Here is a 12,682-nt window from a genome sequence, read left to right as displayed (position 1 = left end):
CGACACGCGGACGTCGCGACGCGCGGCCCTCACTCCGCCTCACTCATCCTCACACGCCGCCAGCCCCGCCGCGAATCTCAACCGCCCGCCGCCCAGATACGCACTCGCGGCGGCCGCGTCGGCCGGCCGCGCGAACCAGAACCCCTGCACTTCATCGCAGCCGTTCTCGACGAGGAAGTCGAGTTGCTCGCGCGTTTCGACGCCTTCGGCGACCACCCGCATCCCGAGCGTCTGCCCGAGCGCGAGCACCGCTTTGACGATCGCCTCGTCCGCGCGCGAGCGGCCGATCCCCCGCACGAACGACATATCCAGCTTCAGGCGGTCGGCCATGAAGCTGCGGATATACGCGAGACTCGAATAGCCGGAACCGAAGTCGTCGATCGCAATCGAGATGCCCTGCTCGCGCAACGCTCGCAGCGTGCCGAGCGAGCGCGGCGCCATCAGCACGCCTTCGGTCACCTCCAGTTCGAGATTGCGCGCGCCGACGCCGGTGCGCTGCAACGCGCTCGCGACCAGCGCGGGCAGATCGGAACGCTCGAACTGCACCGGCGACACGTTCACCGACACCACCAGCTCCGGATACTGCCGAGCCCAGATCGCGATCTGCCGGCACGCACGCTCGAGCACCCACGCGCCGATCTGCACGATCAAGCCGGTTTCCTCGGCGAGCGGAATGAACTGCGCGGGACTGACGTCGCCCTGCTCCGGATCGCGCCACCGCAGCAGCGCCTCGAAGCCGCGCGTCGTGCCCGTCACCGGATCGACGCGCGGCTGATACACGAGCGAGAACTGTTCGCCGGCCACCGCGCGCCGCAGCGCATGCGCGAGCAGCGCGCGGCGGCTGGTCTGGATCGCGATCTGCTGGCTGAACACCTGAATGCTGTTGGCGCCCCTCGACTTGGCCCGGTACATCGCCGCGTCCGCGTATTTCAGCAAGGTGTCGGGGTCGCTCGAATGATCGGGATAGACCGCGATGCCGACACTCGCATGCGGGACGATCAGTTTGTCGCCGACCGACAAGCCGCGATTGAGCGCGTCTTTCATCCGCGTCGCGGCCGCCACGAAACTGTCGATATCGCCGCGCCCGCGCAGCACCGCGACGAACTCGTCGCCCGCGTAACGGACCACCAGCTCGTCGCGCGCGACGGACTCCGACAGCCGCCGCGCAACTTCGCACAACACCTCGTCGCCGGCCGTGTGGCCGAGCGAGTCGTTGATCTCCTTGAACTGATCGATGTCGATGAACACCAGCGCGAGGCGGGTGCCGTGGTGCGCGGCGTTCGCGACGATATCGGCGAGCCGCGACTTCAGTCCGAGCCGGTTCGGCAGATGCGTGAGCGCATCTTCGTACGCCTGGGTCCGCAACTTCTCCTTCACCGCTTCGTGCTCGGTCACGTCGTGGGCGGTGATGAAGCACGCGCGGCGGCCCGCGAAATCCAGCAGGTGATAAGTGACGTCCGCATAAAAGACCGTGCCGTCCGCGTGTTTGTGACGGCGCACGCCGCCCAGCCCGCCCGTTCTTCCCGACGCGAGATAGCCTTGCAGGTCGCGCCTGAAACCGTCGACGTCCGCGCTCGGACGGATCTGCTCGATCGAGGTCGCGCGCAACTGCTGCAACGTCGCGCCGTATTGAATCTGCGCGGCGGCATTGGCGGTCAGGATCTCGAACGTATTGACGTCGAAGATCAGCATCGCGACCGGGTGCCGCTCGAAGTATTCCTTGAAGCGCCGCTGCGCCTCGGTGGCGACGATCGTCGACGCGACTTTCGCGAGCTGCGCGCGTTGCCGCGTCAACAGCGCGAACAGCAGCAGCAACACGCCGGCCGCCGACGCGACCGCCAACCAGATCTTTTGCCTGACCAGCTGGTCCTGCGCGGCGAACTGCATGTCGGCGATTCGCTGACGCTCGTCCGCGGCCAGTTGCGCGAGCTGCACCATGATCGCGCCGAGGGTCTTGTTGGCCTGTTCGAGCAGCGCCGGCTCGATCTGCGCGGAGCCGGCATGGGCCAGCGACACGTTGTTCGCCGCGCCATCGAGTTGCACCGGCCACACGGTGCTCAGGTGTCGCAGGCTCCGCAGTTTGTCCGTCGCGCCCCGCACTTCGGCGAGGCCGCTCTGCAGCCGGTCGTAGATGTGCGCGACCGCGGCCGCGCGGCTGACCGGCCAGCCGCGCGAACTGTAGCCGGCGACGCCGACGCCTTGCAGAAAGTCGCTGTTGGCCGCGACGTGCAGATCGAGCAGCGTTTCGAGATCGACCGTCACCGCGAGCGCGTTGCGTAGCCGCAGGTCTTCGGCGTTATGCGACAGCGTCGCGTTGATCGACGCGCCAATGGCAATGTAGATCACCACCACGGCGAGCAGGGCGATTGCGGCAGTTCCGCTCAGGTGGCGTGCTGGCTCTGAGCCAGCGTGACTGTTACTACCAGCTTGATTCATTCTCGGGGACGACTTTTCTGTGCATCACATCGACGCTAGCGGCCTTCACGCGTGACTGGGTAGTGCGTGAGAGCCGGCGTAGCCGCCGTATCGAAACAGGGTGCCAGGAAAAGGCCCGGATGCGGACGTGAGCGTCCTCGGAAAAGCGGGAGCGGTCTGCGATCGAGCTTTGCAACGCTTTAACGGGCGTTGGCCGCTCGAGTTTGATGGGCGTTAACACCTAACGGCGGTAATTGCGTATTGCGGATTGCGTATTGCGTCTTGCGCTTGCCCGGCCGCAACCCGCGGGTTGCCCGGCTCCGGCTACGGCAAGCGCCTTCACGTGGCGACGCGCCGCGAGCCGGCAATGCAAGGCATGAGCTTGAGCTGCGATTCCGGCTTACGCCCGGCGCGTACCCGCCCGCGCGCGCTCGATCACTTCGAACACCAGCATCCCCGCCACCATCGCCGCGACGAAGCCGATGCCCTTCGGATAGCCGGCGCCGAGCGCGACCAGCGCGGGGCCCGGGCAAAAGCCCGCCAGCCCCCAACCGACCCCGAACAGCGCGCTGCCGGCCAGCAAGCGCGTGGTGATGGCCGTGGTGGCCGGAATTTGCAGCGGCAGCCCGAGATAGGAACGCGTGCGCCGTCTGGCCACAAAAAAGGCCACCGAGCCGACCGCGATCGCGCCGGCCATCACGAACGCGAGCGACGGGTCCCAGTTGCCCGCGAGATCGAGAAAGTCGAGCACCTTGGCCGGATTCGCCATACCGGAAACCATCAGCCCGAGACCGAACAGCAAACCCGAAACAAGCGCGACCAGAGGAACGAGAAAAGCCGCCATCTCAGCCTCCGGCCAGATGCCGTTGCACGAACACGGTCACGAAGCCGGTCGCCATGAACGTCGCGGTGGCGGCCAGCGAGCGGATCGAGCCGCGCGACAGACCGCACACGCCGTGGCCGCTGGTACAGCCGCTCGCGTAGCGGGTGCCCAGGCCGACCAGGAAACCTGCGGTGAGCACCGTGCCCCACGTCGAGTCGATCTCCACGTGAACCGGCATGCCGAACCATGCGGCAAGCACCGGCGCCGCGAGCAGACCGATCAGGAACGCGAGCCGCCAGTCGACGTCACGGCGCGGCAAGCTCAACAGCCCGCCGACAATGCCGCTGATACCGGCGATACGCCCGGCGAACAGCAGCAGCACGGCCGCCGCGAGCCCGATCAGCAAGCCGCCGGTCAGCGACAGGCCGGGCGTGAAGCGAGTCAGGTCGATCGTGATCATGGTGTCCTCGATGCGTGGGATGGAACGGCCGGGACGCGGCAGATCCCCCAGCCGATCCCGCAGCCGATCCGATAGTGCGCGAATTCGCCGAACTAGTCGAGCCTGCGCGCGACCACGGTCCCTAACTGACCCGCGCCCCCAGCGCGACACCTGGCTTGGCCGAGCGTTTGCGGCGACGGACCAACGCGACCGGCGCGCGCGGAATATCGAGCCACCGGTGCGCGGCGACCCGCACCGCGCGATCGAACGATTCGTCCTCCACCGTGCAATGCTCGTCGACCGTGATCTGCCAGCCGCTGCGCGTGCGCGTGCAGCGCACCCGGCCGTCCTCCATCAGATCGGCGTACCAGCGCCACACGCTCGCGTCGTCGAGGTTCGCGCGCACCGCCGCGCGCAAACGCGTGAGTTCCAGTTCGTGCATCAGCATGTTCATCAACTCTCCCCTGTCGTATTGCGCCGAAGCCCGGCGCATGCCCGCCAATCCGCGCGACTTTCCCGCTCACCAGCCGAACTTCGCTTCCACGCCGACATAGTCGGCATTGCGTGCGCCCAGCGCGCGCAGCGAATCGCCGACCGTGAAATGCACCGCTTCGAGCGCGAGCGCGACGTTATCGCTCACCGCCCAGTCGGCGCGCAGCTGCGCATACATCCCGGTCCAGCGGCTGCCCTTGCCCGCGGTGCCCGGCACGGCCGCCATCCCCTGCCCGTAGACCGCGTCCGCGGTCGTGTCGCGCCACTGGAAACCGAGCGCGGTGAGCAGCGTCACTTTGGGCGTGACCTTGAAGGTCAACGACGGCTTCACGTGAATCAGGTTGGTGTAGCCCGTATAGCCGGCCAGCGTGAAGTAATAGCCGTTCGGAAACAGCGGATTGAACGTTTGCAGATGGCCGTCGCCGGGGTGCCGGTCGCCCGATGCGCCGTCGACCTGCAAGCCCAGGCGCGGCGTGCCCGGCAACGCCGCGAAGGTATAGCCGCCGAGCGCGCCGAACGCCCACGCGTCCACCGAAGCGGCGCCGATACTGCCGGTCTGCAGCATCGCCTCGACGTCCCAGTCGAACGCCGCCTGCTTGCCCGCGTAGCGCGCGTCGAACACATCGCGCCGCTCGTTGCCGGCGGCGTCGAGAAAGCGCGCGTTGTCGCGCTGGTAGCGCGACCAGTACGCGGACAGATCGCCCGGGCCGGTGTTCGCGCGCTCCACCCGCAGGCCGCTGAACTTCAGATGGCCGTTCGAGACGTCGTCGAAGACTTCGGCGTCGCGGTTCTGCACCGGCTGCGTCAGGTAGCCGATGAAGCGCCATTTGCCGGTCTCGTAGTCGGCCCAGAGCGCGTCGAACCCCTGGCGCACGTTCGGGCCGTCGCGCACCGACACGAAGCGTTGCAGGTCGAACGCCATCTGCTGACGGCCGATCCGCGCCTTGAAGGTGCCGCCGCCGACGCCGTAGACGAACGCGACGAATGCCTGTTCGAGATCGAGCGGGTTTTTGTCGACCGGCGTGACGGAATCCTTGCCGAACGGGCGCGCGTCTGTGAGTTGCACGAAGGCCTGCACATGCTCGCCGAAGCGCGCATCGGCATGGACTTGCGCGCGCTGGATCAGCCAGCTGTCCGGTTGCGCGGCGCCCAGACCGAACAGCGGCGTATTGTTCAGCTCGAAGCGCTCGCGCAGATTCGCGCCGAGCGACAGATACCAGCTCGGGTCGCTCGATAACGGCAGGTACTTCAGCGAATCGAGCGGCTTGCGCGGCACGCACGGATTGGCGAGCACGCCCCAGTTTTCCTGCCAGCGGTTAAAGCCCGGTACCGGGCGCTTCACGTTGCAGGCGGCATCGTCCGCGCTCCCGGCGAACGCCCCGCCCGCCTGAATCGCGACGAGCGCGGCCAGCGCCGCGCGCGCGTACTTCGTTCGGCGCCTCAACGCGCCAGCGATGCAATTACGCATGCCGGTTACTTCGCGCGCTGATGCAGTTCCGCGACGTAGCCGCCCGGAAACTCGACCATCGCGGTGCGGCCTTCGACGTTCGGCGCCGGCGCCACCAGCACCTTGACGCCGCTCGCTTGCGCCTTCGCGAGCGTCGCGTCGAGATCGGCAACCTCGTAGCCGGTGGTCTCGCGGCCATACGGGTAAGGCAGCTTGCCGTCCGTCACGAACACCAGCATGTTGCCGAAGCCCGACTGGATCCGCACGCGGCGGATCGCTTCACCGGTCTTGCCGATTTCCGCGCCGTCCGCGTGGCGGCTGTCGGACAGCACCTTGCCGTGCGAGAAGCGCACGAAGCGTTTGATGAAATTGTTCGCCTCGTACTTCGACACGTACACGCGATTGTCCGGCACCCGTTCGAGCGGCGCATAGGACGGTGCTTTGGTGTGCCAATAAAGCTGCATCGTCAGACCGCCCGGCCACTGGATGACGGCGTCCTTGCCGATCGGGTCGTCGAACGTTTCGACCAGCACGTCGGCGCCCGCCGAGCGCGCAGCGCGCACCGCCTTGTCGATGTCGGTCACCAGATAGCCGGTGCGCTCGTTGCCGAACGGGTACGGCACCGGCGTTTCGAACGCGAATACCGACAGCATCCCGACCGGCGTCTGCACGTATTGCGAAGCCGTCCTGCTCGGCGTCGGCGTGACCGTAAACACCGCGCGCGGCGACGCCTTGCCGCCGAAGGTCGCAACGAAGCTGTTCACGAACGCGTCGATATCGTTGCCCGACACGTACACGTGCGTGGTGTCGTATTGCGCGCCGACGGAGACGTCCGGGGCCTGAACCGGCTGCGGGGTGTACGAGTACGCGGCATTGTCCGCGAACGCGCCGGTGACCGGCAGCGACAGCGCGACGGCGATGCTCGCGGCGAGCAGCGAACGGCTAAAAGTAGAGAAGTTCAACGCAGACTCCTTGAGGATCCCGGAAGATCCAGAGAAAGAAAAAGAGGGTTACGCGCGCGATGCGCGCCAGCTCAGCACAGCGAGCAGAACGAGCGGCACCGTCAACGCCCAGAACGAAGCGCTCAGCCAGCCGAGCGCGCCGCCGCCCGCGCCGAGCGCGAACGCGAGCACCGGCGGCAACGTGCGCACCAGCCGCGCGCCGGCCTCGTTGCGATCGGTGTGCGCGGTGCCGGGCGCGAGCAGATCGAATGCATCGATCACGGCCTGCGTGACGTTGCCGGTCATCACCGTATTGGCCGCCACGCCGCGCGTGGCGAGCCGCGCGTGGGCGTTCTGCACGCCCATGCCGGCCGCGCCCAGCAAGCCGCACACGATGGTTGCCGGCGCATTCGGATCCGTAATCGGCAGCGCGGCGAGGCCGGTCAGCATGAACGCGACCAGCAACGCGATCTGCAACGCGTAGAGGCCGACCGCGCGGGTCCCCTCCGGCCGGCCGCGCATTGTGTCGTCGAGCAGCCGCGCGACGACGATGCCGAGCACGAACGCCGGAAACGCGAGCAGCTTGATCGACAGCCCGCTGCCCGCGCCCGCGAGTCCCGAGCCGATCAGGATGAAGTTGCCGGTCACGTGCGCGGTGAACAGCCCGTACAGCGCGACGAAGCCGAGCGTATCGACGTAGCCGGCGACGAACGCCAGCAGACCGTTCTCGCCGAGCAGCGAATCGAGCACGCGGCCGGCCAGGCCCGGGCGTGGGGTCAGTGCTGGTTGTTGCATGATGCGTCGCTCGCAACCGAGGCAGTGGTCGTGGTGGCGGGCGTGTGCTGCACGTTCGAGCTCTGAGCCTGCGGCGCGCGCAGTTGCGCCTGCACGAACGGAATCGCGTGCTCGCCGATCACGATGCCGAGCAGGCCGACCAGCGCGACGAGCGGCGGCGCCGGCGACTGCACGCGCGAGAAGTAATAGAGCAGGCCGACGACCAGACCGGCGCCGAGTGAAATCAGATAAGACATGTTGCTTTCTCCATGCGTTGCGAACCGAAACACGGCGCGCTGTTCAAATCACCATCGGCGTTCAGCGCGCTAGTCCGGCCACGGCGAGCCCAATATCTGCCCGCAGAAATTGACACGGCGGTAATCCGGATCGAGCCGTTCGAGTACGTCCGCGTTCTGCGTTCCGGCCGCCGTGTGCGGCCGGCACGCGAGCCCGCGTCCGAGTGCGCCGATGACCTCGCGCCCGTAGCTGCTGCCGCGCGGGAACGCGGCGAGCAGCGTCGCGCGCTCGCGCTCCGTGTACAGATGCAGGTGTGCGCCGGTCAGATCGGTGCGGACCGCGGCCGCGAGCAGCTCCGCGAGCGGCGTCACGCGCGCCGGAATACCCGGCGACGTGTGCAACGCAATTGCGAGCCACGCGTCGTGCTGCAGCTGCGGGTTCATCCCGTAGTGATGCAGCAGATGCCGCGCGGCGTCCGCGCTGTCGAGTTCGTAGCGCGCCGCCGAGTGCGAATACGCGGGACTCAAACCCATGTTCGCGTACATCGCGCTCACATACAGCGCATCGGTATCGCAGCTCAGGCCGCCCCGGCGGGCCCGCAACATCGCCAGCACGAACACCCGGTTCGCGTGCCCGAGCAGCACCGCGGGCAGCGTCGCGCGCGCGCTTTCGACCGCGGCGGTCGCCACCGGCGTGCGCGGAATCCGCACGCCGGCGACTTCACTGAGCTGGTGCCACGACGCCGTCTGCATAGTTTCCTTTGCGCTGGTTAGTCAGGTACGGATGCATCGGCGCGCCCCGCTCACGCCGCCTCGCCCGAGGCCAGCGACCGGCCCGGCCAGCGCACGCGATAACGCCCCGCCCCGCCGATCGCGACGGTGCCGAACGCAATCAGCAGCAGCCACGCGAACTGCCCTTGCTCGATGCTCCAGTCGGGATGGACCAGCGCGAGCGCCACCACACAGACGACGAGAATCGGCAACGCGGCGAGCCGCGTGAACAACCCGGCGATCATCAGCAGCGGACACACGACTTCCGCGAAAATCGCGAAGCCGAGCGTAAACGCGGTGCCCAGATGCAACGGGTCCTCGATCGCGCTCAACTGCGCATGCATATGGAGCAGCTTCGGCAAGCCGTGCACGATCAGCACGAGCACGCTCGCGCTCACGCGCAGGAACAGCAGCGCAAGGTCGTTGGTGTCGATGCGTTTCATCGCGGCGCGCTCCCCGTTCAGAACGCGAAGCAGCTGCAGCCGAGCGCACCCCAGAACCCGTTCGAGTCCGAGGCCGGCACGTTGCTGCGCCACGCCCAGCCGTGCGCATGCTGATGGATCCCGCACAGGTTCACGCACGCGTCGCTGCACGACTGCGCGGGCACCGTCGCGTTGAGTGCCGGCACCGGCTTGTAGCGCGCGTACCCGCCGAATTCGGCGACCGGCGACCACGTCGGACTGACCGGCAGCGCGGGCGGGCTCAGTGCATCGAACTCGCCTTGCGCATACACGATGCGTCCGCCCACCACGGTCAGCACCGATTCCAGATGCTTGATCGCGTCTTCGTCGATCGTGAAGAAGTCGTCGCTGAGCACCGCGAAGTCGGCGAACTGGCCGGGTACCAGCGCGCCCTTCTTCGCTTCGTCGTTCGAGAACCAGGCGCTGCCCACCGTATAGCGGCGCAGCGCTTCCATCCGTTCGAGCCGGTCGCGTTGCGCATACATCGGCGTGCCGCCGACCGTGCGCCCCGACACCAGCCAGTACAGCGACACGAACGGGTTGTAGCTGGCGACCCGGGTCGCGTCGGTGCCCGCGCCGACCGGCAGTCCGGCGGCCAGCATCTTGCGCACCGGCGGCGTTTGCGCGGCGGCCTCGGCGCCGTAGCGCGCGATGAAGTACTCGCCCTGATAGGCCATCCGGTGCTGCACGGCGATGCCGCCGCCGAGCGCCGCGATCCGTTCGATGTTGCGATCCGAGATCGTCTCGCAGTGGTCGAAGAACCAGCGCAGTCCGTTAAACGGCGTGTCCGCGTTCACGCGCTCGAACACGTCGAGAAAGCGGCTGATCGATTCGTCGTAGGTCGCATGCAGGCGCCACGGCCAGCGGTTTTGCACCAGCAGGCGCACCACGCCTTCCAGCTCCTTCTCCATCCCTTCGGGCAGATCGGGACGCGGCTCCAGGAAGTCCTCGAAGTCGGCCGCGGAAAACACCAGCATCTCGCCCGCGCCGTTGACCTTCAGGAAATCGTCGCCGTCGCCGGGACGGGTCGCCTTCACCCACTTCGCGAAGTCCTCGATCTCGCGCTTCGCGTTCTGCGTGAACAGGTTGTACGCGATGCGGATCGTCAGCTGCTCGCGTCGCGCGAGTTCCATGATCACCGCGTAGTCGTCGGGGTACGCCTGGTAGCCGCCGCCCGCGTCGATCGCGCTGGTCACGCCCAGGCGATTCAGCTCGCGCATGAACTGGCGCGACGAGTTCATCTGGTCGTCGAGCGGCAGCTTCGGGCCTTTTGCGAGCGTTGCATACAGCAGCCCCGCGTTCGGCCGCGCGATCAGCATGCCGGTCGGATTGCCGCGCCGGTCGCGCTGGATTTCGCCGCCGGGCGGATTGGGTGTGTCGCGCGTGTAGCCGACCGCGCGCAGCGCCGCCGCGTTCAGCAGCGCGCTGTCGTACAGATGCAGGATGAACACCGGCGTGTCCGGTGCGATCGCGTTGATTTCTTCGAGCGTGGGACCGCGCTTCTCGACGAACTGGAATTCGTTCCAGCCGCCGACCACCCGCACCCATTGCGGCGCCGGCGTGCGCGCGACCTGCTCGCGCAGCATCCGCAACGCGTCGTGCAGCGACGGCACGCCGTCCCAGCGCAATTCCATATTGAAGTTCAGGCCGCCGCGGATCACGTGCAGGTGCGAGTCGTTCAGCCCCGGGATCACGGTGCGGCCATTGAGGTCGATGCGACGCGCGTCGTCGCGCGCCCATTGCATCACGTCGCGCTCGTTGCCGCTGGCGACGATCTTGCCGTCGGCCACCGCGAGCGCCGTCACGAACGAGCGGCGCTCGTCCTGGGTCGCGATCTTGCCGTTGTAGATCACCAGGTCGGCAATACGCTGAGGTTGGTCGGATGCGCTCATCGACGCTCTCCCGTGTCTGTGAATCGATTGATTAGTAGGGCGAAGCGCGCGCGGCACTCGTAGCGTGCCGCGCGCGGGATCATGCGGGTATTAGCCCGCCTCGCTCGCGTGTTCGCCGAGAATCTGCTTCGCGTAGCGCACGCCGATCCCATACGCGCTGTGCGCCTTGAAGATCTCCATGCAGCCGTCGTAGGTCTCGCCGCGCGCCCAGTCGCGTTGCAGTTCGCACATGAACTGCAGCGAGTTCATCGGCACCGCGCCGGCCTGCACGATGCGCTGCACCGCGCGCTCGTGCGCCTCTTCGGTGATGTCGCCGCACGCGTCGGTCGGCACGTAGATCTCGAAGCCTTCGGCCAGCATCTGCACGGTCGGGAACGTCACGCACACTTCCGTCCACAGGCCGGCGATCACGATCTTCTTGCGGCCGGTCGCCTTGATCGCCGCGCGAAAGCCCGCGTCTTCCCACGAGTTCATCGACGTGCGGTCGATCGGCTTGATCTCCGGGAACACCGACTGCACTTCCGGCAGCAGGTGGCCGCTGAACGAATCGGCGGCGATGGTCGTGAGGATGGTCGGCACCTTGAAGAGCTTCGCGGCCTTCGCGAGGATCTGCACGTTGTGCAGAACCGTGGTGCGCTCGTGCGAGTGCGTGCCGAAGAACATCTGCGGCTGGTGGTCGATCAGCGCGAGTGCGCAGGTTTCGGGAGTCAGCAGTTCAAAAGCCATTAGCGGCTCCAATCAAATGGGTTAAAGGTCGTTGCAGCGGAGGATTCATCGCGACTTTCCAAACAGGCTTCGCGAAGGTGCTCACTTTAGGCAGCGCGCACCTGAAAGTCCTTTGGAAAGCCTGAAGTTTTCTGATGACGTTCTGAAATTGCCGCGGTCGCGGGACGCGCAAATGAATCGCGCCGCCGCGGCGGCGCGAATTCAGGCAACGGTGCGGGGCGGAAAGAATGCTTGCCGGCGAAAACACCGCAAGCGCCGCTATTAGCCCTTCAGAAACGCGAGCAGATCCGCGTTGACCTTGTCGACGTGCGTGCTGCACATACCGTGCGGCGCGCCCGCGTAGACCTTCAGCGTCGCGTTGCGGACGATCTTCGCGGACAGCTTCGCGGAGTTGTCGATCGGCACGATCTGGTCGTCGTCGCCGTGCAGGATCAGCGTCGGCACGCTGATCTTTTTCAGGTCTTCGGTGTAGTCGACTTCCGAGAACTGCTTGATGCACTCGTACTGGCCTTTGATCGAACCGGCCATCCCCTGGCGCCAGAAGTCCTGCACGAGGCCTTGCGAGACCTTCGCGTCCGGGCGGTTGAAACCGTAGAACGGCGTCGCGAGATCGAGGTAGAACTGCGAGCGGTTCGCGGCGACGCCGTCGCGGATGCCGTCGAACACCGACATCGGCAGACCGTTCGGGTTGCCGGCCGTCTTCAGCATCAGCGGCGGCACCGCGCCGATCAGCACCGCCTTGGCGACGCGCTTCTCGCCGTGACGGCCGATGTAATGCGCGACTTCGCCGCCGCCGGTCGAATGGCCGACCAGCATCGCGCCCTTCACGTCGAGCGCGTCGAGCACCGCGGCGAGGTCGTCCGCGTAGGTGTTCATGTCGTTGCCCGCCGACGGCTGGCCCGAGCGGCCGTGGCCGCGGCGGTCATGCGCGATCACCCGGTAGCCCTGATTGACGAGGAACAGCATCTGCGCGTCCCACGCGTCGGCCGACAGCGGCCAGCCGTGCGAGAACACCACCGGCGTACCGGTGCCCCAGTCCTTGTAGAAGATCTGCGTGCCGTCTTTCGCGCTCACGAAACCGCCGCCGTTATGGTGGCCGGTGCCGTGCGGCTGCGCGTTCGCGCCGGCCGAGCCGGCCGCGCCGGCCGGCAGGCTCGTCATCGCGGCCACCGCGCCGGCCACGCCCGCGCTGGCGGAAAGAAGGCGCCGGCGCGCGGCGAAATTGGTTTGCGTCGTGGTTTGTTGCGTAGTCATGGTTCTCTCCG

13 protein-coding genes are annotated in these 12,682 nt (G+C 67.2%); all 13 read right to left on the bottom strand.

What is annotated here, in order from left to right; genetic code table 11:
- Positions 1-39 precede the first annotated feature (39 nt).
- The 13 genes from LJ656_RS06515 to LJ656_RS06455 all read right to left on the bottom strand — a co-directional run bounded on the left by LJ656_RS06515 (position 40) and on the right by LJ656_RS06455 (position 12,671).
- On the bottom strand, positions 40-2,346 hold the full coding sequence (locus LJ656_RS06515; protein ID WP_230508453.1) for a putative bifunctional diguanylate cyclase/phosphodiesterase: 2,307 nt from the start codon (positions 2,344-2,346) through the stop codon (positions 40-42).
- Positions 2,347-2,815: 469 nt separating this feature from the next.
- Entirely contained in the window at positions 2,816-3,259 is a 444-nt protein-coding gene (locus tag LJ656_RS06510) for a DUF6691 family protein (RefSeq protein ID WP_230508452.1), read from the bottom strand.
- A gap of 1 nt (position 3,260) precedes the next feature.
- On the bottom strand, positions 3,261-3,695 hold the full coding sequence (locus LJ656_RS06505) for a YeeE/YedE family protein (RefSeq protein ID WP_230508856.1): 435 nt from the start codon (positions 3,693-3,695) through the stop codon (positions 3,261-3,263).
- 124 nt (positions 3,696-3,819) lie between these two features.
- Complete coding sequence (locus LJ656_RS06500) at positions 3,820-4,131, bottom strand: hypothetical protein (protein WP_230508451.1); 312 nt, start codon at positions 4,129-4,131, stop codon at positions 3,820-3,822.
- Between the two features lie 66 nt (positions 4,132-4,197).
- Positions 4,198-5,637, bottom strand: a complete 1,440-nt coding sequence (locus tag LJ656_RS06495) for an alginate export family protein (RefSeq protein WP_425605906.1) — start codon at positions 5,635-5,637, stop codon at positions 4,198-4,200.
- A 5-nt stretch (positions 5,638-5,642) separates the two neighbouring features.
- Positions 5,643-6,578, bottom strand: a complete 936-nt coding sequence (locus tag LJ656_RS06490; protein WP_230508450.1) for a VOC family protein — start codon at positions 6,576-6,578, stop codon at positions 5,643-5,645.
- Positions 6,579-6,626: 48 nt separating this feature from the next.
- Positions 6,627-7,352: a YoaK family protein gene (locus tag LJ656_RS06485; protein WP_230508449.1), complete on the bottom strand. Its 726-nt coding sequence runs from the start codon at positions 7,350-7,352 to the stop codon at positions 6,627-6,629.
- Positions 7,334-7,588 (bottom strand): DUF1427 family protein, encoded by a 255-nt coding sequence (locus LJ656_RS06480; RefSeq protein ID WP_230508448.1) that lies wholly within the window; start codon positions 7,586-7,588, stop codon positions 7,334-7,336. Before LJ656_RS06480 ends, LJ656_RS06485 begins: the two co-directional genes overlap by 19 nt.
- 69 nt (positions 7,589-7,657) lie before the next feature.
- Positions 7,658-8,320 carry an HD domain-containing protein gene (locus tag LJ656_RS06475; protein WP_230508447.1) on the bottom strand — a complete coding sequence of 221 codons (663 nt, stop codon included), beginning with the start codon at positions 8,318-8,320 and terminating at the stop codon, positions 7,658-7,660.
- Positions 8,321-8,370: 50 nt separating this feature from the next.
- Complete coding sequence (locus LJ656_RS06470) at positions 8,371-8,781, bottom strand: DoxX family protein (RefSeq protein ID WP_230508446.1); 411 nt, start codon at positions 8,779-8,781, stop codon at positions 8,371-8,373.
- Positions 8,782-8,798: 17 nt separating this feature from the next.
- Complete coding sequence (locus tag LJ656_RS06465; RefSeq protein WP_230508445.1) at positions 8,799-10,691, bottom strand: amidohydrolase; 1,893 nt, start codon at positions 10,689-10,691, stop codon at positions 8,799-8,801.
- A gap of 90 nt (positions 10,692-10,781) precedes the next feature.
- Complete coding sequence (locus LJ656_RS06460) at positions 10,782-11,417, bottom strand: hydrolase (RefSeq protein ID WP_230508444.1); 636 nt, start codon at positions 11,415-11,417, stop codon at positions 10,782-10,784.
- A 261-nt stretch (positions 11,418-11,678) separates the two neighbouring features.
- Entirely contained in the window at positions 11,679-12,671 is a 993-nt protein-coding gene (locus LJ656_RS06455; RefSeq protein WP_230508443.1) for an alpha/beta fold hydrolase, read from the bottom strand.
- Positions 12,672-12,682: the final 11 nt, after the last annotated feature.

Origin of the sequence: Paraburkholderia sejongensis, from assembly GCF_020880815.1 — a bacterium.
Lineage (GTDB): Bacteria > Pseudomonadota > Gammaproteobacteria > Burkholderiales > Burkholderiaceae > Paraburkholderia > Paraburkholderia sejongensis.
Note: the sequence above shows the minus strand (reverse complement) of the source record. Positions and strands in the feature narration are given on the sequence as shown.